Origin of the sequence: Citrobacter sp. RHBSTW-00671 (assembly GCF_014103415.1) — a bacterium.
In the GTDB taxonomy this organism is placed as follows: domain Bacteria; phylum Pseudomonadota; class Gammaproteobacteria; order Enterobacterales; family Enterobacteriaceae; genus Citrobacter.
Genome location: NZ_JABXPR010000005.1, coordinates 1 through 23,495, shown reverse-complemented (window position 1 = coordinate 23,495; position 23,495 = coordinate 1). Strand labels below are relative to the sequence as shown.

The 23,495-nt window shown below is 50.0% G+C and carries 20 protein-coding genes; 14 read left to right on the top strand and 6 right to left on the bottom strand.

The genetic code is table 11. The features are described 5' to 3' along the window. Window positions 1-117: 117 nt before the first annotated feature. The 3 genes from silE to silR form a co-directional block, all read right to left on the bottom strand. Window positions 118-549, bottom strand: coding sequence for a silver-binding protein SilE (gene silE / locus HV261_RS26230; protein ID WP_202039876.1), 432 nt, complete (start codon window positions 547-549; stop codon window positions 118-120). Window positions 550-798: 249 nt separating this feature from the next. Then, the gene (gene silS / locus HV261_RS26225) at window positions 799-2,274 is read right to left on the bottom strand and encodes a copper/silver sensor histidine kinase SilS (RefSeq protein ID WP_202039875.1); all 1,476 of its coding nucleotides are present in this window, start codon (window positions 2,272-2,274) and stop codon (window positions 799-801) included. Continuing rightward, window positions 2,267-2,947, bottom strand: coding sequence for a copper/silver response regulator transcription factor SilR (gene silR / locus HV261_RS26220; RefSeq protein ID WP_202039884.1), 681 nt, complete (start codon window positions 2,945-2,947; stop codon window positions 2,267-2,269). The genes silS and silR overlap by 8 nt, the downstream gene beginning before the upstream one ends. Window positions 2,948-3,136: 189 nt before the next feature. Between silR and silC the strand changes: the two genes are divergently transcribed. From silC to HV261_RS26185, 7 genes are all read left to right on the top strand, one after another. Next, window positions 3,137-4,522, top strand: coding sequence for a Cu(+)/Ag(+) efflux RND transporter outer membrane channel SilC (gene silC / locus HV261_RS26215; protein ID WP_202039874.1), 1,386 nt, complete (start codon window positions 3,137-3,139; stop codon window positions 4,520-4,522). 28 nt (window positions 4,523-4,550) lie between these two features. Continuing rightward, the gene (locus HV261_RS26210; RefSeq protein WP_202039873.1) at window positions 4,551-4,904 is read left to right on the top strand and encodes a cation efflux system protein CusF; all 354 of its coding nucleotides are present in this window, start codon (window positions 4,551-4,553) and stop codon (window positions 4,902-4,904) included. A gap of 113 nt (window positions 4,905-5,017) precedes the next feature. Then, the gene (gene silB, locus HV261_RS26205) at window positions 5,018-6,310 is read left to right on the top strand and encodes a Cu(+)/Ag(+) efflux RND transporter periplasmic adaptor subunit SilB (protein ID WP_202039872.1); all 1,293 of its coding nucleotides are present in this window, start codon (window positions 5,018-5,020) and stop codon (window positions 6,308-6,310) included. 10 nt (window positions 6,311-6,320) lie between these two features. Continuing rightward, window positions 6,321-9,467 carry a Cu(+)/Ag(+) efflux RND transporter permease subunit SilA gene (gene silA, locus HV261_RS26200; RefSeq protein ID WP_202039871.1) on the top strand — a complete coding sequence of 1,049 codons (3,147 nt, stop codon included), beginning with the start codon at window positions 6,321-6,323 and terminating at the stop codon, window positions 9,465-9,467. 85 nt (window positions 9,468-9,552) lie between these two features. Beyond that, window positions 9,553-9,993, top strand: a complete 441-nt coding sequence (locus tag HV261_RS26195) for a DUF411 domain-containing protein (RefSeq protein WP_202039870.1) — start codon at window positions 9,553-9,555, stop codon at window positions 9,991-9,993. A gap of 127 nt (window positions 9,994-10,120) precedes the next feature. Further along, the gene (silP, locus tag HV261_RS26190) at window positions 10,121-12,562 is read left to right on the top strand and encodes an Ag(+)-translocating P-type ATPase SilP (RefSeq protein WP_202039869.1); all 2,442 of its coding nucleotides are present in this window, start codon (window positions 10,121-10,123) and stop codon (window positions 12,560-12,562) included. Between the two features lie 39 nt (window positions 12,563-12,601). After that, window positions 12,602-12,799 carry a DUF2933 domain-containing protein gene (locus HV261_RS26185; protein ID WP_202039868.1) on the top strand — a complete coding sequence of 66 codons (198 nt, stop codon included), beginning with the start codon at window positions 12,602-12,604 and terminating at the stop codon, window positions 12,797-12,799. A 33-nt stretch (window positions 12,800-12,832) separates the two neighbouring features. Here the strand turns inward: HV261_RS26185 and HV261_RS26180 are convergent, their stop codons facing one another. Then, a complete protein-coding gene (locus HV261_RS26180; protein ID WP_202039867.1) occupies window positions 12,833-13,570 on the bottom strand; it encodes a peptidoglycan DD-metalloendopeptidase family protein in 738 nt (245 codons plus the stop codon). A gap of 288 nt (window positions 13,571-13,858) precedes the next feature. Beyond that, window positions 13,859-14,308 carry a PcoE/SilE family metal-binding protein gene (locus HV261_RS26175; RefSeq protein ID WP_202039866.1) on the bottom strand — a complete coding sequence of 150 codons (450 nt, stop codon included), beginning with the start codon at window positions 14,306-14,308 and terminating at the stop codon, window positions 13,859-13,861. 234 nt (window positions 14,309-14,542) lie between these two features. Between HV261_RS26175 and pcoA the strand changes: the two genes are divergently transcribed. From pcoA to HV261_RS26140, 7 genes are all read left to right on the top strand, one after another. After that, window positions 14,543-16,360: a multicopper oxidase PcoA gene (gene pcoA / locus HV261_RS26170; RefSeq protein WP_032662218.1), complete on the top strand. Its 1,818-nt coding sequence runs from the start codon at window positions 14,543-14,545 to the stop codon at window positions 16,358-16,360. A gap of 5 nt (window positions 16,361-16,365) precedes the next feature. Continuing rightward, window positions 16,366-17,256 (top strand): copper resistance protein B, encoded by an 891-nt coding sequence (locus tag HV261_RS26165; protein WP_202039865.1) that lies wholly within the window; start codon window positions 16,366-16,368, stop codon window positions 17,254-17,256. Window positions 17,257-17,295: 39 nt separating this feature from the next. Beyond that, window positions 17,296-17,676, top strand: a complete 381-nt coding sequence (gene pcoC, locus HV261_RS26160; RefSeq protein ID WP_032662224.1) for a copper resistance system metallochaperone PcoC — start codon at window positions 17,296-17,298, stop codon at window positions 17,674-17,676. 55 nt (window positions 17,677-17,731) lie between these two features. Then, a complete protein-coding gene (gene pcoD, locus HV261_RS26155) occupies window positions 17,732-18,610 on the top strand; it encodes a copper resistance inner membrane protein PcoD (RefSeq protein WP_326929183.1) in 879 nt (292 codons plus the stop codon). A gap of 54 nt (window positions 18,611-18,664) precedes the next feature. Beyond that, window positions 18,665-19,345 carry a copper response regulator transcription factor PcoR gene (gene pcoR, locus HV261_RS26150; RefSeq protein ID WP_202039863.1) on the top strand — a complete coding sequence of 227 codons (681 nt, stop codon included), beginning with the start codon at window positions 18,665-18,667 and terminating at the stop codon, window positions 19,343-19,345. Beyond that, window positions 19,342-20,742, top strand: a complete 1,401-nt coding sequence (gene pcoS / locus HV261_RS26145; protein ID WP_202039862.1) for a copper resistance membrane spanning protein PcoS — start codon at window positions 19,342-19,344, stop codon at window positions 20,740-20,742. Before pcoR ends, pcoS begins: the two co-directional genes overlap by 4 nt. A gap of 219 nt (window positions 20,743-20,961) precedes the next feature. Next, a complete protein-coding gene (locus tag HV261_RS26140) occupies window positions 20,962-21,396 on the top strand; it encodes a PcoE/SilE family metal-binding protein (protein ID WP_202039861.1) in 435 nt (144 codons plus the stop codon). 1,223 nt (window positions 21,397-22,619) lie between these two features. Here the strand turns inward: HV261_RS26140 and repA are convergent. Next, the gene (gene repA / locus HV261_RS26135; RefSeq protein ID WP_202039860.1) at window positions 22,620-23,495 is read right to left on the bottom strand and encodes an incFII family plasmid replication initiator RepA; all 876 of its coding nucleotides are present in this window, start codon (window positions 23,493-23,495) and stop codon (window positions 22,620-22,622) included.

Genomic DNA, 23,495 nt, shown 5'->3' with positions numbered 1-23,495 from the left:
TAATTATAGCTGAGTCAGATAAAAAAGCCCCCAGATGGGGGCAAAAATGTCACAACATATCCGGTTAAGGAATAATCTATCAAGGAAAGGGTAATTGCACGGATACTACTGTTGCATTCAGCCAGCACTGATCATGCGGCGGTGTGCTTCGGCCATGGCCTCATGTGGGCCGGACTGACCGTTATTCATAAATTCATGGGCAACTGCAGCTCTTTCATGCTCATTCATCGCCGCGAATGACGTTGACGGCCCGGTAGGGGAAACGGTCTGACTTCCCATCATCCTCTGATGACTTTCAACCATTTTCTGGTGCGCATCCGCCGACCCGTTCGTCATGGTTTCATGAGCAATAATGGCCTGTTCATGCTGGTCCATACCGGCCATACGAGGAGCAGTCCCCTGGATCCCGACAGGAGCCGCAGCAGACTGCATCTGGTGAGCAGGAGCCTGTGCATTGTTGACCCGCTCATGGATATTCACGGTTTCAGTGGCCCAGGCCGAAGAAATTAAACCAAAGCCCAGCAAGGATGCTAATACGATATTTTTCATGATAAATCTCCATTTCTGAATTAGTGATGTCCGGGGAAGTACAACCGACGTTTTCAGTTCCATAACAGAAACAGGTTCGGCAGTGTTTATTTCTCCGGGAGAGGACTGGATATTCATTTCCTGGCGTACTCTGACGCCGGGTATTGATGAAGCAATCCAGCCTTCCTGATAAGTTGCACTAATTATATCGAATGGCTTCTGTTTGCTGCATGACAGGCTAATGACATCTTTGTCATTTAAATCTTATTCTCAGTATTGGGTATCCGGAATCAGTTTCTCCAGTCTGGGTACGGATAAGATAAAACGAGTTGAGCGTACGTCCGATTCCACCTGCACTCTTCCGTGATGTGCTTCCACGATTGACTTCACAATCGCAAGGCCGATGCCACTGCCTTCTCCTTTTCGTTGTCTGGACGGATCCACCCGATAAAAACGATCAAACAGCCTTGATAAATGCTCCTCAGGGATTGGTTTCCCCGGATTTTCAATCACAAGGTCAAAAAAGCTCTCCTGCTCTCTTATTGAGACGGTGATTGCCTGTCCCTCTGGGGTATAACGCAGGGCATTGGATAACAGATTATTGATCGCTCTTCTGAACATTTGTGGATCTCCCTCAACCAGGCAGGGCATCCCGTTAAATTTGAGCGTGATATTTCGTTCTTCGGCCCAGGCTTCGAAAAACTCGAAGACTTTCATGACTTCCGCTCTGAGGTCAAACCGAACCCTGTCAGGTATCAGCTGATTATTGTCCGCCTGCGCCAGGAACAGCATGTCGCTGACCATTTTTGTCATCCGGTTATACTCTTCAAGGCTGGAATAGAGGACATCCTCAAGTTCCTTCTGGGTTCGATCCTGACTCAGAGCGATTTCAGTCTGCGTCACCAGATTGGTGATGGGTGTTCTGATCTCGTGCGCGATATCGGCAGAGAAATTGGCCTGGCGGGTAAAAACATCCTCAATCTTTCCAATCATATGATTGAACGAGATAACCAACTGCTCCAGCTCAATGGGAACGCGTGTCGGTTCCAGCCGAGCATCAAGATTCTCGGAGGTGATGTTTTTAATGGCATTGCTGACATTACGAAGTGGCAGGTGCCCCTGACGGACAGCAATGCGAATGATCAGAACAATTAGCAGACTTATCACGACAGCGATCGCAATCAGATTTTTTTTCAGCGCATCGAGGTAATGGAGATGGAAATTAATGGAGAGGCCAGTCAGCATGACATAGTTCTGCTGTTTGCCCTGAAATATCGCCTGACCAGAGGAGGCGATAATTCTGTATGTTTCCATCTTCATTCCGGATCCGGTATCCATCGGTCCCGCAGGATCCTCCACCGTCCAGAGAAAGACATCACGTGCACGGCTATGCTCGCTAAAATCGGCTGAATTCACAGCAGAGCGTAAAGCAGCCCCCTGCACAGAGCTGTACAGCACCTCTCCCCGGGGATTAAGTAGCAAAAGAGCAACGTTACGGTAGCTGGCGATCGATTCCTTTATTTTGCTTATTTTCTTTTCATCCGGATCAACCGGAGACTGCAGGATACGGTTTAGTGTGGTGCTGATTTGTTGCAGATCGCTGACATCCTGCTCGGCAAAATGCTTATCAACAGAATGCAGCATAAACCAGGTGAAGGCGATAAACGCCAGTATTGTGGACAGGCTGATAAAAAAGGTCAGCCGCAGAGCGAGTGAGAAAGGTCGTCTGGACGGTTTGCTATGCATCCGGGATCTCCAGCATGTAGCCCACGCCCCGCACTGTCTGGATCAGTTTTGTCTCGTAATCGTTGTCAATTTTAGCGCGGAGTCGCTTTACTGCGACATCAATCGCGTTAGTGTCGCTGTCAAAATTCATGTCCCAGACCTGGGAGGCAATCAGGGAGCGGGGTAACACTTCTCCCTGATGGCGAATGAAGAATTCCAGCAGGCTGAACTCTTTACTGGTGAGCACAATGCGGTTCCCGCCGCGGCTGACTTTTCTGGATACGAGATCAACCGAGAGGTCAGCCACTTTAAGCTGGCTTTCCGTGATCATCGTGTTTCCCCGCCTGAGGAGGGTTCTTACCCGGGCGAGCAGTTCAGCAAACGCAAAGGGCTTCACCAGATAATCATCCGCACCCAGCTCAAGTCCTTTGACCCTGTGTTCAATCGTGCCAAGGGCCGTCAGCAGTAATACCGGCATCCCCTTTCCGGCACTGCGCAGCATACGGATGATATCCCAGCCGTTTACATCAGGCAGCATGATATCCAGGATGACTAAATCATACTCGGCTGTCATGGCAAGATGATATCCGGTCAGACCATTATCAGCGTGATCCACGACGAACCCCGCCTCTGTCAGCCCCTTGCTGAGATATTCACCTGTTTTAATTTCGTCTTCAACGATTAATATTTTCATCATGCTCCCCGGCTGGCTGCTAATGTCATTTTATTGCGCCCACGATCGTTATCAACGGATTACAGCAAAAATGACAACATTGTCATTATCCTGTCACCCGGCAAACAGAGAGCGTTCGGTAAAGTATCCCTATCAATACTCTGGACTTCGTTTGAACCATTTACCAGGTCTGCCTGTACGAGAAGCGTTATGTTCAAATTAAAATTACTTAGCATCAGTACCATATTCATCCTGGCAGGTTGTGTTTCTCTGGCACCTGAATATCAGCGTCCGCCAGCTCCGGTTCCCCAGCAGTTTTCATTGTCTAAAAACAGTCTGACGCCTGCGGTAAACAGCTATCAGGATACGGGCTGGCGAAACTTTTTTGTCGATCCCCAGGTCAGCAGGCTGATCGGTGAAGCCCTGAATAATAACCGTGATTTGAGAATGGCTGCCCTGAAGGTTGAAGAGGCCCGGGCCCAGTTCAACGTCACGGATGCAGATCGTTATCCCCAACTGAATGCCTCATCCGGGATCACATACAGCGGTGGTCTGAAAGGTGACAAGCCGACCACACAGGAGTACGACGCGGGTCTGGAGCTCAGCTATGAGCTCGATTTTTTCGGCAAGCTTAAGAATATGAGTGATGCTGACCGCCAGAACTACTTTGCCAGCGAAGAAGCCCGTCGTGCCGTACACATCCTGCTGGTCTCCAACGTTTCACAGAGCTATTTCAGCCAGCAACTGGCGTACGAACAACTCCGTATTGCGCGGGAAACGCTGAAAAATTATGAACAGTCTTATGCATTCGTTGAGCAACAACTGGTGACCGGGAGTACGAACGTTCTGGCGCTTGAACAAGCCAGGGGGCAAATCGAAAGTACCCGCGCCGAAATAGCCAAACGAGAAGGCGATCTGGCTCAGGCAAACAATGCCCTGCAACTGGTGCTGGGAACGTACCGCGCAGTTCCGTCAGAAAAAGGGATGAAAGACGGGGATATCGCCCCAGTAAAACTGCCACCAAATCTGTCCTCGCAAATTTTACTACAACGCCCGGATATCATGGAAGCGGAATACCAGCTAAAAGCGGCTGATGCCAATATTGGCGCAGCGCGAGCGGCCTTTTTCCCGTCCATTACCCTGACCAGTGGCCTTTCCGCAAGCAGTACGGAGTTGTCCAGCCTCTTTACGTCAGGAAGCGGAATGTGGAATTTTATCCCTAAAATTGAAATTCCTATTTTCAATGCCGGCAGAAACAAAGCCAATCTGAAGCTGGCTGAAATTCGCCAGCAACAGTCAGTGGTTAATTACGAACAAAAAATTCAGTCGGCCTTTAAGGATGTTTCCGACACGCTTGCACTGCGCGATAGTCTTAGCCAGCAACTCGAGGCACAGCAGCGTTATCTTAATTCACTCCAGATAACCCTCCAGCGGGCCCGGGGATTATATTCAAGTGGTGCAGTCAGTTACATCGAAGTGCTGGATGCAGAGCGCTCGCTGTTCACTACGCAGCAAGCCATTCTCGACCTTACCTATTCCCGACAGGTTAACGAAATTAATCTGTTCACCGCACTGGGTGGCGGTTGGGTAGAGTAAATTTATTCAATTAATCAGGAAATTAAAAATGCGTAACTCACTTAAAGCCGTTTTATTTGGTGCTGTCTCTGTCATGTTTTCTGCCGGCCTTCATGCTGAAGCACATCAGCATGGTGATATGAACACTGCCAGTGATGCCTCGGTACAACAGGTTATCAAGGGCACCGGTGTCGTTAAAGACATTGATCTAAAAAGTAAAAAAATTACTATTTCTCACGAAGCCATCCCTGCAGTGGGCTGGCCTGCAATGACCATGCGTTTCACTTTTGTTAATGCTGATGTAAGTATCAAAGCGCTGAAAATTGGTAGCCATGTTGATTTTTCATTTATTCAGCAGGGCAATATCTCCTTGCTCAAAAGCATTAACGTTACGCAATCCTGATTAACAGTCCGGAGCGAATACATCCAGTGCGCCTGAACATTCATTATGGGATTACTGTGAATGAATAATCGGGCGCATATGCCAGGTGTTTTGATTTTTCAGCGAGAAATAGTATGGCTTCTTTAAAGATAAAATATGCTGCAATAATTATCAGCAGCCTCATAGCAGGAGGGCTGATATCAGTTACTGCCTGGCAGTATTTAAACTCATCACAAAAAACAGTACCAGCAGAACAAAAGGCACCGGAGAAAAAGGTACTTTTCTGGTATGACCCGATGAAACCGGATACCAAATTTGATAAACCCGGAAAATCGCCTTTTATGGATATGGACCTTGTGCCGAAATATGCTGATGAAAGCGGCGAAAAAAGCAGTGGCGGGATCCGTATTGATCCAACGCAGGTTCAGAACCTGGGATTAAAAACGCAAAAGGTCACGCGGGGAATGCTGAATTATTCTCAGACCATCCCGGCTAATGTCAGTTACAACGAGTATCAGTTTGTCATTGTGCAGGCGCGCTCTGACGGATTTGTCGAAAAAGTGTATCCCCTGACGATTGGCGATCATGTGAAGAAAGGCACTCCGCTTATCGATATCACCATTCCTGAATGGGTTGAGGCACAAAGTGAGTATCTCCTATTATCCGGTACAGGTGGAACGCCAACGCAAACCAGAGGCGTTCTTGAACGTCTTCGCCTGGCCGGTATGCCGGAAGAGGATATTCAAAGGCTGCGTTCAACCCGCACAATCCAGACCCGTTTTACCATTAAAGCACCTATTGATGGTGTCATTACTGCATTTGACCTGCGCACCGGCATGAATATTTCGAAAGATAAGGTGGTGGCTCAGATTCAGGGGATGGACCCGGTCTGGATCAGCGCTGCAGTGCCAGAATCTATCGCCTATCTGCTGAAAGATACGTCGCAGTTTGAAATTTCGGTACCGGCTTATCCGGATAAAACATTCCATGTCGAAAAATGGAACATTCTTCCCAGCGTGGATCAGACAACCCGCACGCTTCAGGTCCGTCTCCAGGTTTCTAATAAGGATGAGTTTCTCAAGCCGGGCATGAATGCCTATCTCAAACTGAATACCCAAAGCCAGGAGATGCTGCTGATACCAAGCCAGGCCGTTATCGATACCGGCAAAGAACAGCGCGTGATTACTGTTGATGATGAAGGCAAGTTTGTGCCGAAACAGATCCACGTTCTGCATGAATCACAGCAACAGTCCGGCATTAGCTCCGGCCTTAATGAAGGCGATACCGTGGTGGTCAGTGGCCTGTTCCTCATTGACTCCGAAGCCAATATTACGGGCGCGCTGGAACGTATGCGCCACCCTGAAAAAACAGAAAACAGTATGCCAGCCATGTCTGAGCAGCCTGTAAATATGCATTCAGGGCACTGAGGAGACGACGATGATTGAATGGATTATCCGGCGCTCTGTCGCCAACCGTTTCCTGGTCATGATGGGTGCCCTGTTTCTCAGCATCTGGGGAACGTGGACGATTATTAACACACCGGTGGATGCCCTGCCTGACCTGTCAGATGTGCAGGTCATTATTAAAACCAGTTATCCAGGACAGGCTCCACAGATTGTAGAGAACCAGGTCACCTATCCGCTTACCACCACCATGCTGTCCGTACCTGGCGCAAAAACCGTTCGCGGATTTTCTCAGTTTGGTGATTCGTATGTGTATGTCATTTTTGAAGACGGAACCGACCTGTACTGGGCCCGTTCACGAGTGCTGGAATACCTGAATCAGGTTCAGGGAAAACTTCCTGCAGGTGTGAGCTCCGAAATTGGACCTGATGCCACGGGGGTGGGCTGGATATTTGAATATGCTCTGGTCGATAAAAGCGGAAAACACGATATTTCAGAACTTCGCTCCCTACAGGACTGGTTCCTGAAATATGAACTGAAGACTATCCCCAATGTCGCAGAGGTAGCATCCGTTGGTGGTGTGGTTAAGCAGTATCAGATCCAGGTTAATCCAGAAAAACTAGCACAGTATGGTGTCAGTCTTCCCGAAGTTAAACAGGCTCTTGGATCGTCTAACCAGGAGGCCGGTGGTTCATCCGTTGAAATGGCAGAAGCAGAGTACATGGTCCGGGCCAGCGGGTATCTTCAGTCTATTGATGATTTTAATAATATCGTCCTGAAAACGGGCGAGAACGGTGTGCCGGTTTATCTGCGTGATGTCGCTCGCGTACAGATCGGGCCGGAAATGCGACGCGGGATAGCAGAGCTGAACGGTCAGGGAGAAGTTGCCGGCGGCGTGGTGATCCTGCGGTCGGGTAAAAATGCGCGTGAAGTTATCACTGCAGTAAAGGACAAACTGGAAACGCTGAAGGCCAGCCTGCCTGAGGGGGTCGAAATCGTGACCACCTACGATCGCAGCCAGTTAATCGACCGGTCAATTGACAATCTGAGTCATAAACTCCTCGAAGAGTTTATCGTTGTTGCAATCGTCTGTGCTCTGTTCCTCTGGCATGTCCGCTCTGCACTGGTAGCAATTATTTCTCTGCCACTTGGCCTGTGTATCGCCTTTATCGTCATGCACTTCCAGGGACTGAACGCCAATATTATGTCGTTGGGAGGGATAGCGATTGCCGTCGGCGCGATGGTGGATGCCGCCATTGTGATGATTGAAAATGCGCATAAACGGCTTGAGGAATGGGATCACCAGCATCCGGGTGAGCAGATTGACAACGCCACCCGCTGGAAAGTAATTACCGACGCCTCTGTGGAAGTGGGACCCGCACTCTTTATCAGCCTGCTGATCATCACCCTGTCCTTTATTCCTATCTTTACCCTGGAAGGTCAGGAGGGACGCCTGTTTGGTCCGTTAGCATTCACGAAAACGTACTCCATGGCGGGAGCGGCCGCGCTGGCCATCATCGTTATTCCGATCCTGATGGGATTCTGGATACGGGGGAAAATTCCTGCCGAGACCAGTAACCCCCTGAACCGGGTGCTAATCAAAGCGTATCATCCATTGCTGCTGCGGGTTCTCCACTGGCCAAAAACAACGCTACTGGTTGCAGTTTTATCCATCTTCACGGTTATTTGGCCCCTGAGTAAGGTTGGCGGCGAGTTTCTGCCGAAAATCAATGAGGGTGATCTGCTGTATATGCCATCAACCTTGCCTGGTGTGTCTCCGGCTGAGGCCGCTGAGCTCTTACAGACCACGGACAAGTTAATCAAATCAGTACCAGAAGTGGCCTCTGTTTTTGGCAAGACCGGTAAGGCTGAGACTGCAACGGACTCCGCACCACTCGAAATGGTGGAAACCACTATTCAACTGAAACCAGAGGATCAGTGGCGGCCCGGAATGACGATTGACAAGATTATTGATGAACTTGACAAAACAGTACGTTTACCCGGTCTGGCTAATCTCTGGGTTCCGCCAATCCGTAACCGTATTGATATGCTCTCTACCGGAATCAAAAGTCCAATCGGTATAAAGGTTTCAGGAACTGTTCTTTCTGATATTGATGCAACAGCTCAGGATATTGAATCTGTAGCCAAAACAGTACCGGGTGTGGTGTCTGCTCTGGCAGAACGTCTGGAGGGCGGACGCTACATTGATATCGATATCAACCGGGAAAAAGCGTCCCGTTACGGTATGACGGTTGGTGATGTACAACTGTTTGTCTCCTCAGCTATAGGAGGAGCGATGGTAGGTGAAACCGTTGAAGGAGTGGCCCGATACCCGATCAATATCCGTTACCCACAGGATTACCGGAATAGCCCTCTGGCTCTGAAACAAATGCCAATCCTGACGCCAATGAAGCAACAAATCACGCTGGGTGATGTCGCTGACGTTAAAGTGGTTTCCGGACCAACCATGCTGAAAACAGAAAATGCCCGACCAGCCAGCTGGATATATATCGATGCGCGAGACAGGGATATGGTGTCGGTGGTCAATGACATTAAGACGGCTATCAGTCAGAAAGTGAAACTGAAACCGGGTACCAGCGTGTCATTCTCCGGACAATTTGAACTACTTGAGCATGCCAACAAGAAACTGAAGTTGATGGTGCCGATGACGGTGATGATCATTTTCATTCTGTTGTATCTGGCGTTCCGCCGGGTTGATGAAGCGTTGCTGATCCTGATGAGTCTGCCGTTCGCCCTGGTTGGCGGGATATGGTTCCTGTACTGGCAAGGCTTCCATATGTCAGTCGCAACCGGAACCGGGTTTATCGCCCTGGCCGGTGTGGCGGCAGAGTTTGGCGTGGTCATGCTCATGTATCTGCGTCATGCCATTGAAGCGCATCCGGAATTGTCAAGCAAAGAGACGTTCACACCGGAAGGTCTTGATGAAGCCCTTTATCATGGTGCCGTGCTGCGTGTCCGGCCGAAAGCCATGACCGTGGCGGTGATCATCGCGGGTCTGCTGCCAATACTCTGGGGTACCGGCGCAGGTTCAGAAGTCATGAGCCGTATCGCGGCCCCCATGATTGGCGGGATGATCACAGCTCCGCTGCTGTCCCTGTTCATTATTCCTGCCGCCTATAAACTCATCTGGCTGCGCAGACATAAAAAGAGCGTGTCATAACCCTGAAAGGGCACCCCTGCGGGTGTCCTTTTGCATAAATTCACCCTGACGTCAGGGTTTATATCGATAACATACAGAGGTGAGTATGAAAAAAATAATTTTAATGACCCTGGCTTTTGGCCTTTCACTTCCGGCAATGGCAGGTGAAAAAGTAATAGACATGTACAAGTCTGAAAACTGTGGTTGCTGTTCCCTGTGGGGCAAGGCGATGGAAAAGGACGGGTTTGAGGTACGGACCCACGTCATGGATGATCAGGCTCTGTCAGCCCTGAAAGAAAAATATGCTGTTCCTGCTGAGCTGAGAAGCTGTCACACCGCAGTTACTGGTAATTTGATCATTGAAGGTCATGTGCCTGCAGCCACGATACATAAGGCAATGCAGTCTGGTTCAGGGATTTATGGCCTTGCCACCCCCGGCATGCCTGCGGGAAGCCCGGGAATGGAGATGGGGGCCCGTAAAGAGGCTTACGATGTTATCGCATTCTCTCCGGAGGGCAGTAAAAAAGTCTTCCAGCGAATCGAATAGTCAGCGGAACGGCTGATAACGGGACGCCGGTAGCAGGCACTCCTGTGCCGGCGACATTCGTGGTAATCGCATCCATGACATACCCTGAATACAGAAGACGCTTCAGGTTTGCATAAGGAGAGTTACTGTGAAAAATGACAATGCAGTGCAACACAATAACCAGACTGCTTCTGAACAGACATTATCCCCGGACGAGAGTCACGTATTGCATAAGGTGAGAGATCCCGTGTGCGGGATGGCATTCCTGCCCGATAAGGCGCACAGCAGCATTCGATACCAGGAGCATCAGCTTTATTTCTGCTCCGCCAGCTGTGAGAGCAAATTTACAGCTCATCCCGATCATTATCTTACCGAAGATGCCGGTGAACATTCCCATCACCACCATCACCACGAGGTCATCCCTGATCAGATAAAACAGCCTCACCACCAGGCGGAGAACGATATTTCTGAAGGTGTGTGGACATGCCCGATGCACCCGGAGATACGCCGTCGTGGTCCCGGAAGCTGTCCTGTCTGTGGAATGGCACTGGAACCACTCGTAGCCACGGCATCCACGGGGCCGAGTGATGAACTTCGCGACATGACAAGACGCTTCTGGCTGGGGTTGTTGTTGGCGTTTCCGGTTCTGATACTCGAAATGGGATCTCATCTGTTTCCCGCCTTGAGAAATACAGTATCGCCACAGTACAACACATGGCTGCAGCTGCTTCTGGCCTCTCCTGTTGTGTTGTGGTGTGGCTGGCCATTTTTCGCCCGGGCCGGGATGTCGTTACGTAACCGTTCCCTGAATATGTTTACCCTTGTTGCTATGGGGACCGGCGTAGCCTGGGTTTACAGCGTCATTGCAACTGTCTTCCCCTCCTGGTTTCCTGCATCGTTCAGAAACATGGATGGCCTGGTGGCCGTTTATTTTGAAGCCGCGGCAGTAATTACGGTGCTTGTACTGCTGGGACAGGTTCTTGAGCTGCGGGCACGGGAACAAACCTCAGGTGCCATTACTGCGCTTCTGAACCTTGCCCCCAAAACCGCCAGGCGGCTGGACCATGACGGTCATGAAACGGATATTAATGCGGAAGATGTCCTGCCTGGCGATAAGCTCCGCATCAGACCTGGTGAGAGTATTCCGGTCGACGGTATCGTGGTCGAAGGCACAACAACCGTTGATGAATCGATGGTGACCGGGGAGTCTATGCCGGTTACCAAAACGGAGGGTGCCCCTGTCATTGGGGGGACGATTAATCAGACAGGTAGTCTTATCATCCGTGCAGAGAAAGTCGGTGATGAAACGATGCTCTCACGAATTGTTCAGATGGTCGCTGATGCACAGCGTTCGCGAGCCCCCATCCAGAGAATGGCTGACAGCGTTTCAGGCTGGTTTGTTCCTCTGGTGATACTTATCGCGGTTGTTGCTTTCGTGATCTGGTCTGTCTGGGGGCCCGAGCCCAGGATGGCGCACGGTCTGATTGCGGCTGTGTCGGTCCTGATTATTGCCTGTCCCTGCGCGCTGGGGCTGGCCACGCCGATGTCAATAATGGTGGGGGTGGGCAAAGGAGCCCAGGCCGGGGTGTTAATCAAAAATGCCGAAGCCCTTGAGCGTCTTGAAAAAGTGGACACGCTGGTTGTCGACAAAACAGGCACGCTCACGGAAGGTTCACCTACGGTGACAGGAATTATCAGTCTCAGTCCGGGTGGGGAAACATCTCTTTTGCGTGTAACGGCCGCAGTGGAAAAAGGCTCGCAGCATCCGCTGGGTATGGCAGTAGTTAAAGCAGCACAGGAAAAGGGGATCGCAATACCCGCAGTCACTCATTTCGATGCGCCGTCGGGTAAAGGTGTCACAGGCGATGTCGAAGGTCAACGGGTTGTTATTGGTAATGAACTGGTTATGCAGGAAAACAGTATCGTTATTGATAATCAAAAGGCCGTTGCGGATACGTTGCGGATGGAAGGCGCTACCGTTATCTATGTGGCAACGGACGGGGACCTTGCAGGCCTGATAGCTATTTCGGATCCCGTGAAAGCAACCACACCGGATGCACTTAAAGCGTTGCGTCAGGCGGGGATCCGCATTGTTATGCTCACCGGGGATAACCAGCTAACAGCTGAAGCCGTCGCACGAAAACTGGGAATAGAGGATGTTGAAGCCGGGATTCTGCCGGATGGCAAAAAAGCAGTGATAACCCGACTGAAAGAGTCTGGCCATGTGGTTGCGATGGCCGGAGACGGTGTGAATGATGCCCCGGCGCTGGCAGCGGCTGACGTGGGTATAGCCATGGGAACGGGTACAGATGTGGCAATTGAAAGTGCCGGAGTCACCCTTCTCAAAGGCGACCTGATGATACTGAACAGGGCCCGTCATTTGTCAGAGATCACAATGAAAAATATCCGACAGAATCTGTTTTTTGCATTTATCTACAACGCACTTGGTGTGCCTGTGGCTGCAGGCCTGCTTTATCCTGTGTATGGAATACTGCTGTCGCCAGTTATTGCGGCGGCGGCCATGGCTCTTTCTTCCGTCAGCGTCATTGTGAATGCGTTGCGTCTGAAAAGTGTCAGGCTCGGGAAATAACACTGGTGAAGGGGTTGTTACGAACAGAAGGAGTCCAGTATGAAAAGTACCACCTATGCGCTTATTGCTGTCGCCGCGATCGCGGTATTTGCCCTCCTGCGAGAACACTGGTCACATGTGGCAGGTTACTGGCCATATCTGTTATTGCTGGTCTGCCCGCTAATGCATCTTTTCCACGGCCACGGAGGGCATGGAGATCATCAACATCACGGAAGTGAAAACGATAAAAAAAATTAATCCGGCAAACGGGGCCGCGTCGCGGTCCCGTTATCAGTCCAGGTATCGTTCGTAGTCTCTGGCATGCGCAAAGGCATGCTGTTCGAGTTTGTTATCAGCGGGTGCCGATGCCCGGAACGCCAGTGAGTTAACAGGATTGTTATTGATCACCAGCTCGTAATGTAAATGAGGACCGGATGAACGTCCGCTGTTACCGGATAACGCAATAGCACCTCCCCGGGTAACTCTGGCCCCTTTAGTAACGAGTATTTTATTGAGGTGGAGATAGCGAGTTTTAACACCGGCTTTTCCCGTTACTTCAACAAAATATCCCATGGTACTGTTGTATTCGGCCCGGGTGATTTTTCCGTCGATGACGCTGACTATTTTCGTGTTCATGGGCATGGAGTAATCAATGCCATTATGGGGACTCACTTTTCCCGATACCGGGTTAAGTCTTGCAGGATTGAAAGGTGAACTGAGTCTTGCTGTGGCTGGTAATGGATAATCGAGACTGCCTTTCCCGGAAGTATCGGAAAGATTATAGAACTTTTTGTCTGATATACGATACGCCGTGTAATTAAATGAGCCGGACGTAAATTTATAAGCCACTACACGTGATTTTCCCGCTTTTTTTTGCAGTACGAGTTTTAATGATTCATTCTTTTGTAAGTGCCGCAGATCGAACCGGGAAGGCAAAGAGCGCTGAAGGATAGCGATCTCGCTAGATTCCAGCCCAGAGCGGGTGGCTGAAAGGTAAGCATTTTCTTTTACGACATCGGTAGAATACATTTACTGGAATTCGCCGTTAGCATGAACACTGCGGCGTATGCTAGGGGTTTTCAGGAGGCGTGTCATCTGCCAGTTAATCGGGAGCACCGTTGATGGTCGTCATTTTTGTAACATATCTTGTTTCCCGTTTGCTCCTGAAGCTCTGGGAAGTGTATGACCAGCCCGGCGGTGATGATTAACGGGTCTGAAACAGGTTACGGCAGAGCAATATGAAGCTCATGTCCTGCGACGTAACCCGTCAGTGAAACCCTGCTGCGCACCTGACGCTAAGCACTAACCCACCTGCCTTTACCTGGACGAATACAGCCCACGAAGCTTTCTTGCCTGCGTCTGATGAGCTTCCGCAGCGGCATTATTGACCTGCTCATGCACGAGGGCAGCTTTCTCTCCGGCATTCAGTTCGTTAAAAGAAGAAGATGATGTCTCTGAATTTGCATCACTCCCGATCAGCATTTTTTTATGTTCCTCAATCATTTTTTGATGTGCATAGGACGCGCTGTTGTTCATAAATGAATGCGCAACAATGGCCCTTTCATGTTCATTCATTTCAGAGAATGATGGCGTGCTGTTTTTATTAATCCTGCCCGGCAAGTTTTCATGCGTCGAGGAATTAACATGACTGACGGCTGAGGCATTATTCACGAATCGATGTGCTTCATGGGCAATATCACTGGACTTGGCAAAAACTGCCCCACAAAATAAAGCTGCAAACGCAGTGGTAGTGATTAATATATTCATGTGTGATTACCTTCTTAGGTACATAAAAGATGTCATCACGATCATATATAAAAATAATCAACCTGTGGTGAAGATGACGTAAATGTAATACAGCTACGTACATTACACGATTGTAATGAATTTGTTTCTTAAGGTGTGCTAGCTTCATTTCATTGTAAGAGGATGAACCAGAAATTTAATTTAAATCGGTTCTCGAACTTTGTCAGTAACCATACTTTAAATAAGGGAACGCGCATGCTGTTGAAAACGTCTCGACGAACTTTCCTGAAGGGATTAACCCTCTCTGGCGTAGCCGGAAGTCTTGGCGTATGGAGTTTCAATGCGCGTTCCAGTCTGAGCCTGCCAGTTGCCGCATCCCTGCAGGGTACTCAGTTTGACCTGACCATTGGTGAAACGGCCGTCAATATCACTGGCAGTGAGCGTCAGGCCAAAACAATCAATGGAGGCCTGCCGGGGCCCGTACTTCGCTGGAAAGAAGGTGACACCATTACCCTGAAGGTCAAGAACCGTCTTAATGAACAGACGTCCATTCACTGGCACGGCATTATTCTTCCAGCCAATATGGATGGTGTTCCGGGGCTGAGTTTTAGGGGCATAGAGCCTGATGATACCTACGTTTACACCTTTAAGGTTAAGCAGAACGGGACTTACTGGTACCACAGCCATTCCGGTCTGCAGGAACAGGAGGGGGTATACGGTGCCATTATCATCGATGCCAGGGAGCCGGAACCGTTTGCTTACGATCGTGAGCACGTGGTCATGTTGTCTGACTGGACCGATGAAAATCCTCACAGTCTTCTGAAAAAATTAAAAAAACAGTCGGATTACTACAATTTCAATAAACCAACCATTGGCTCTTTTTTCCGCGACGTGAATACCAGGGGGCTGTCAGCCACTATTGCCGATCGGAAAATGTGGGCTGAAATGAAAATGAATCCGACTGACCTCGCGGATGTCAGTGGCTACACCTACACCTATCTCATGAACGGTCAGGCCCCGCTGAAAAACTGGACCGGGCTGTTCCGTCCCGGTGAAAAGATACGCTTACGGTTTATCAACGGTTCGGCAATGACCTATTTCGATATCCGCATCCCCGGGCTGAAAATGACGGTCGTGGCTGCAGATGGCCAGTATGTAAACCCGGTTACCGTTGACGAATTCAGGATTGCCGTTGCCGAAACCTATGATGTCATTGTGGAGCCTCAGGGTGAGGCCTATACCATCTTCGCACAATCCATGGACAGGACCGGCTACGCTCGGGGGACACTGGCCACGAGAGAGGGGTTAAGTGCTGCCGTTCCCGCCCTGGATCCACGTCCTCTGTTGACCATGGAAGATATGGGTATGGGAGGAATGGGGCATGATATGGCAGGAATGGACCACAGCCAGATGGGTGGCATGAATAACAGCGGAGAGATGATGTCTATGGACGGTGCTGAGCTTGCGGATAGCGGGACATCCTCCGCGCCCATGGATCACAGCAGCATGACTGGTATGGATCATTCCCAGATGGCCGGAATGCCGGGTATGCAAAGTCATCCTGCGTCAGAAACGGGTAACCCACTGGTTGATATGCAGGCGATGAGCGTCTCTCCGAAATTAAACGATCCGGGTATTGGTCTTCGAAATAACGGAAGAAAGGTTCTCACGTACGCGGATTTGAAAAGCCGCTTTGAGGATCCTGACGGACGTGAACCTGGCCGCACCATAGAACTGCATTTAACCGGTCACATGGAAAAGTTTGCCTGGTCATTTAACGGAATCAAGTTTTCAGATGCCGCACCGGTGCTGCTGAAATACGGTGAGCGACTCAGGATCACTCTGGTCAACGATACCATGATGACTCACCCCATTCACCTGCATGGTATGTGGAGCGATCTGGAAGATGAAAACGGTAATTTCATGGTTCGTAAACACACAATAGATATTCCCCCTGGTACAAAACGCAGTTACAGAGTGACAGCAGATGCGCTTGGCCGCTGGGCGTATCACTGCCATTTGCTCTATCACATGGAAATGGGAATGTTTCGTGAAGTCCGGGTGGAGGAATGATGCGAATGAAGAGAAGTTTTAAGGCCATAACTGTTCTGGTCGCTGGTTTGTTTACCTCACCGTTTTCTATTGCGGCGGGCTCCGTCTCTGCAGATCCTCATGCCGGGCACGACATGTCTTCCATGCAGATGCCGGTAGATGAGAATTTCACTGAGATGACGTCAATGGAGCCCATTGTAACTGAGAGCAGAACGCCAATTCCGCCTGTTACCGATGCCGACCGGAAGGCTGCATTCGGCAATTTACCGGGGCATGCGATTCACGACAGTGCGATTAATTATCTGGTCTTGCTGGATCAACTGGAATGGCAACGGTCGGATAACACCAATAATTTCAGCTGGAGTGTTAACAGCTGGATTGGCGGCGACACTGACCGGCTCTGGCTAAAGAGTGAAGGCGAACGAAGCGGGGGGAAAACGGAGATGGCAGAAGCCCAGCTACTCTGGGGGCATGCGGTTGGCCCCTGGTGGGATTTGGTTGCGGGTGTAAGACAGGATTTCAGACCTGCTTCAGCCCAGACCTGGGCTGCTGTCGGTTTTCAGGGGCTCGCGCTCTATAATTTTGAGTCTGAAATTACGGCTTTTGTCAGTAATGACGGAAAAGCAGCCCTCCGTCTGGGGGGAGAATACGACGTTTTACTGACTAACCGGCTCATACTCCAGCCATCCTATGAGGTAAATCTCTACAGTCAGGATGATGAATCGCGGGAGCGCGGCAGAGGATTAGCTGACACAGAGCTGGGCCTTCGGCTGCGCTACGAAATACGCCGTGAGTTTGCACCCTATATAGGCGTCTCCTGGAATCAGCTTTACGGGAAAACGTCCGATATGGCGAAAAGAGAGGGTGAGAAAGACCATCAGGTAGTATTCCTGGCGGGAGCCAGAATCTGGTTTTAATGCGTTGACTTAAAACACTAAACTAAACAGGTAAATAATATGTCGATTTTACATAAAGCCATTCTTACAGGTGGCCTGGTTATGGGCGTCGCTTTTTCTGCTATGGCCCATCCGGAATTAAAAAGCTCTGTGCCACAGGCTGATTCGGCCGTAGCGGCCCCGGATAAGATTCAGCTTAATTTCTCGGAAGATCTGACCGTGAAATTCTCAGGTGCAAAATTAACGATGACGGGTATGAAAGGTATGTCATCACATTCTCCGATGCCGGTCGCGGCAAAAGTGGCACCAGGCGCTGACCCTAAATCGATGGTCATTATTCCGCGAGAACCTTTACCCGCTGGCACTTATCGTGTTGACTGGCGCGCGGTTTCTTCAGATACGCACCCTATTACCGGTAATTACACCTTTACAGTGAAGTAATATTATGAACGACCTGATGATGATTGTTATTCGTTTTCTTCTTTATCTTGATTTGATGGTAATATTTGGATTGCCATTTTTTCAGATATATGGATTAAGTGGTGTCAGACATGAAACGTATAACCTGACTAATTTCAGGTCGTTTATAACCTTTGCTGTTGTTGCAGGCATCATTCTTACTGGCATTAATATGATCCTTGTATCTAATGCCATGAGCGGAGTAACTGATCTCAGGGAATTATCCATCCATATTATCGAGATGGTTATAGAAGAAACTGATGTAGGTATTAGCTGGATTGTCAGACTCTGTGCACTGTTTACCACTCTCGGTGCTTTGTTCCTTTACACTAACAAGAGACTATTGTCCTGCCTGCTGATGACGATGAGTGGGGGCGTGGCGCTGGCTACACTTGCCTGGGGAGGACACGCCGTCATGCATGACGGTCTGCATTACTATCTCCATTTACTGAGCGATCTGACTCATCTCGGCGCTGCAGGTGCCTGGACAGGTGCTCTGGTTGCATTTGCTATCCTGCTGATGCGCAGAAACGCGCATAATGCACAGAGCGTCATTGTGATATCTGACTCCCTGGCAAAATTTGCCACGGCAGGTACGGTGATTGTTGTAGCCCTGATCCTGAGTGCGATGGTCAACTATCTGTATATTGCTGAAGGTAACTTAACCCCCTTATTCAACAGCTCCTGGGGGGGAATATTGCTTGCTAAGACGGCTCTGTTTGTTCTGATGCTTCTTCTGGCTGCAGCAAACCGGTTTCACCTGGGTCCCCGGCTTGAAGTTATGGTCAGGGAAGGGAATTATGATCGCAGCGTTGCCCTGATGCGAAACAGCATCCTGACAGAATTCGTTGTTGCGATTATCATTCTGGGCGCCGTAGCGTGGCTCGGAATGCTTGCTCCGTCTCAGGTCAGCTAAGGGACAACTAACGCTCACGCGTGAGATTTTTACTTTCATATCAGCGAGTTGACCATGCAGCGTATTTTAATCGTTGAAGACGAACAAAAAACAGGTCGTTACCTGCAGCAGGGACTGGTTGAGGAAGGCTATCAGGCCGATCTCTTTAATAATGGCCGCGATGGTCTCGGGGCCGCGCAGAAGGGACAGTATGATTTGATAATACTGGACGTGATGCTGCCTTTCCTCGACGGGTGGCAAATCATCAGCGCACTGAGGAAGTCCGGGCACGAAGAACCGGTCCTGTTTTTAACCGCAAAAGACAACGTGCGGGACAAAGTGAAAGGACTGGAGCTTGGTGCAGATGACTACCTGATTAAGCCCTTCGATTTTACGGAGCTGGTTGCACGTGTAAGAACCTTACTGCGGCGGGCACGCTCGCAGTCCGCAACGGTTTGCACCATCGCCGATATGACCGTTGATATGGTGCGCCGAACCGTGATCCGTTCGGGGAAGAAGATCCATCTCACCGGTAAAGAATACGTTCTGCTTGAGTTGCTGTTGCAACGCACCGGAGAAGTGTTACCCAGGAGTCTTATCTCGTCCCTGGTCTGGAATATGAACTTTGACAGTGATACGAATGTGATTGATGTCGCCGTGAGACGTCTGAGAAGTAAAATTGATGATGACTTTGAACCAAAACTGATCCATACCGTTCGCGGTGCCGGATATGTCCTGGAGATCAGAGAAGAGTGAGGTTCAAAATTTCCCTGACCACTCGCCTGAGCCTGATTTTTTCTGCAGTGATGCTTACGGTATGGTGGTTATCAAGTTTTATCCTGATTAGCACCCTTAATGGCTATTTCGATAATCAGGATCGCGATTTTCTGACTGGTAAACTTCAGCTCACCGAAGAGTTTCTTAAAACAGAGACGTTCAGGAACAAAACGGATATTAAGTCATTATCAGAAAAAATAAACGATGCGATGGTGGGGCACTATGGCTTATTCATTTCTATAAAAAATATGGAAAATGAAAAAATTGTGGAACTGTATGCCAAAAATTCTGTTGTTCCAGCGATCCTGCTTAATAAGTCGGGGGATATTCTCGACTATATGATCCAGACGGAAGAAAATAACACCGTGTACCGCAGTATCTCGCGGCGGGTTGCCGTGACGCCGGAACAGGGTAAAAGCAAACATTTCATCATTACGGTTGCCACGGATACCGGGTATCACACCCTGTTTATGGATAAGCTCAGTACCTGGCTGTTCTGGTTCAATATCGGTCTGGTCTTTATTTCTATTTTTCTGGGCTGGCTGACCACACGTATTGGTCTGAAACCGTTACGGGAAATGACCAGTCTGGCTTCCTCCATGACCGTACATAGCCTGGATCAGCGTCTTAATCCCGATTTGGCTCCGCCGGAAATCTCTGAGACCATGCAGGAATTCAATAACATGTTCGATCGCCTGGAGGGTTCATTCCGGAAACTGTCAGATTTCTCGTCTGACATCGCGCATGAGCTGCGCACACCGGTCAGTAATCTGATGATGCAGACGCAGTTTGCACTGGCTAAGGAAAGGGATGTTTCGCATTACCGTGAAATTTTATTCGCTAACCTGGAAGAACTGAAAAGGTTGTCCCGAATGACCAGTGACATGCTTTTTCTGGCACGTTCAGAGCATGGTCTGCTGCAGCTGGATAAACATGATGTGGATCTGGCCGCCGAACTGAATGAATTACGTGAGTTATTCGAGCCCCTGGCTGACGAAACAGGAAAGACAATCACGGTTGAAGGAGAGGGTGTTGTTGCCGGAGACAGCGATATGCTGCGACGTGCTTTCAGTAACCTGCTTTCCAATGCAATCAAGTATTCTCCCGATAACACCTGTACAGCGATACGCCTTGAGCGTGACAGTGACTGTGTGAACGTGATGATTACAAATAAAATGTCTGGCCCGGTTCCCGCTAATCTGGAACGTTTGTTTGATCGGTTCTATCGTGCAGACTCATCGAGGGTCCACAACACAGAAGGCGCGGGTCTGGGATTGTCAATTACGAGGTCGATCATTCACGCTCATGGCGGCGACCTGTCAGCAGTACAGCAGGGGCGGGAAATTGTATTCAATGTACGTCTGTTAAGAGGTTAATACCGTTATTCAGAAAAAATATGGAAGGTGACAAAAATGTCATCATTCAGTCACGCGAGAAACAGAGACGGTTTTTTATAATCTTTCATAAATCAGGAGCAGGGTGATAACGCAATCACCGGGTTCCTGGAGTGATGAATAACCCGCCCTGTGATCAAATGCTTTCTCTGTTATAAGCCGTTTTGATTGTTGGGGGATGAAAACACCGGAGACCCAACCATGAAAAAGATCCTTGTATCATTTGCTGCCATTATGGCTGTCACTTCAACCGCCATGGCTGCAGAGACAATGAACATGCATGACCAGGTAAATAATGCCCAGGCACCTGCTCATCAGATGCAGTCAACCGCTGAAAAAAGCGCTATTCAGGGAGACAGTATGACGATGATGGATATGAGTGGGCACGATCAGGCTGCCATGTCCCATGAAATGATGCAAAACGGCAACGCTTCTGCCCACCAGGGCATGGCGGAAATGCATAAAAAAATGATGAAAGGAAAATCAGGAGCCACCAACGAAACAGCAAAGTCATTTTCTGAAATGAACGAACATGAAAAAGCCGCTGTTGTGCATGAAAAGGCGAATAATGGTCAGTCTTCCGTTGTTCACCAGCAGCAGGCTGATAAGCATCGCAGTCAGATCACCCAGAATTAACCCGCAGCTCCACTTGTTAGACCCTCATTTGACGCCGAAGTCACTGGCTTACGCTCCTGCCCGGAGCGTTTTTTTTAATATCATTTCGTGCCATGCTGGAGAATGGTATCGACCGTAATTACCTACGAGAGAAAACCGTCACCCTATCTGACGAGCGCTAGTGCAGCCACACTCACTCTTCATTTTGGCTTTCAGATAGCAGGTCTGCTACTGTTTTTCCGTCTGGCGACTGAAATGGCGCCGGGGCAAACGTATCCCAAAACGTAGCTACATATCCAAGTTAAGAATGCCGAGCAGCGCGCAGGCATTCCTAGAATGCGCCAAAGGCGCATAGAGGCGCCCTCAGAAGTTGACAAGATAACCGTGGTTAATGGCGCCGTAGCCCGGCGCAGCCGGTTACGCTGTTGATAGGTTCCACCAATCCGTCCCTTCGCCCTGCTAAGCCATAACCCGCTCATAGCCATGATGTGGTTTCATTAAGCCCTTTTAACTCCGGTGAGCGGGCTGTACGGCGCTTGCGACGTACAGGGCGTGATTTCCGGAGCCGTGGCGCCGGCAAAGCCGGTGCCCGGGGGCTGTACTGAGAACTTGCGCGATGTTACTGGCAGCCACTCAAATGTTTAGTTACATCATCCAGCATTAAAAGCGATGTTGTTCCGGGCCTTTGGCCCGGGGCGGCTTCGCTTTTCAGTGGTGGGTAGGGGCTGAGATAGTTCAGATCGGCACTGTTGGTGTTTTTGAGGAAACACTTCGTATGTTGTAACTATGAGTACGGTTGGGGCCCGTCGCATAGCGACGGGAGCTACTTGAGGTAGTTGCCGAACCGGCGCGGACGTGAGTCCGCTGCAAGGGCGGGCATTCTCAGGAGCCTGTCCACAGGTCAGGCGACGAATAGGTTATGTATTTATAAGAATAACAAAAGGATATTTAAAAGAAGTACAGAGCAGGTTTTTAAAGGAAACCACGCACTTTGAAATTACTTCGCCTGGCGCTCTGTAAGCATAACGGTTGTAGCTTTATAGAAAGTTCCCTTGCAGTTATTTGTGGATAACTGAATCTGGCGACCAGATGTGGCCACTCTGATGCAATTTCTGGCCATTCTGATGGCGGAATGGGGTGAATGTCAGGAAGGACGGCCGTCCTTTCGTGCAGAAAACCGTCAGCCGGGAGCTGCAGACGTGCGAAACCCTCCGGCGCCAGCCGGATTTTTCAGTCAGTTAGGGTTATATGGGGACTGTGGCCAGCCGCGTGTAGTTGTTACCACGCGACATCAGCATGCGCTCTTTCACGCGGCGCTCCAGCTCCCGCTTCATGGCATCAAGACCGCCGGTGAATCGCCCGCTGGCGTATTCCCGCGTCAGCTGTTGCTTCACCAGTGTCACAATGTCCTTACGGGTTCTGTCCGAGTCACGACGTGCACGGGCGCGTTTCAGGCCATGTAGCTTACGCTCGGACTGGTAACTGCGGAACCGTTCGCGCACAAAACGCCAGGCCTTCGCTATCAGCTCGTCCATCTCCAGTGGCTTCAGGTTCTGCTTCTTACGCTGCTGATTTTCCCATTCGACGCGGCTGCGGCGTGCGGCCACAACAGCAACGTCAGAGACGTCGAGCGCAGAGAACAGTGCCGGCGTAAAGGTGATATCAGTCGGGATGTTGCAGCCAATCTGCGGATCATACTCGGTCTGGTAGGTAATCAGCCCCAGCTCCGCCATAAACTTCAGCGCCCGTGTGGCACGGGTGATGGACAGATTGCCACTTTTTGACTCGGTGGCCAGACCGCACTCGATGGCAAGATTTGTGATGGAGCGCTGTACACGGTTGGCCAGCGGGTCATAGTGGAAGCACAGCCCCTGCAGCAGCGCGTCGATGGCACGGCGGCGCAGCACCGGCGGCATGCGATGACGCTTGCCCAGCGAGCGCACGAAGGCCACGTGGACGGAAAAATCAAAACGGGACGTGAAGCCTTCGGCTTTCGCCATCAGCTTACGACAGAACGGCAGCGTCTTTTTCCCTTCTCGCGGTGTGAATGCCGGATTCGGGTTTCTGACCTGACGATAATGGGAGAACAGGGTCTGAGCGTCAGTCACACCTTCCCGCAC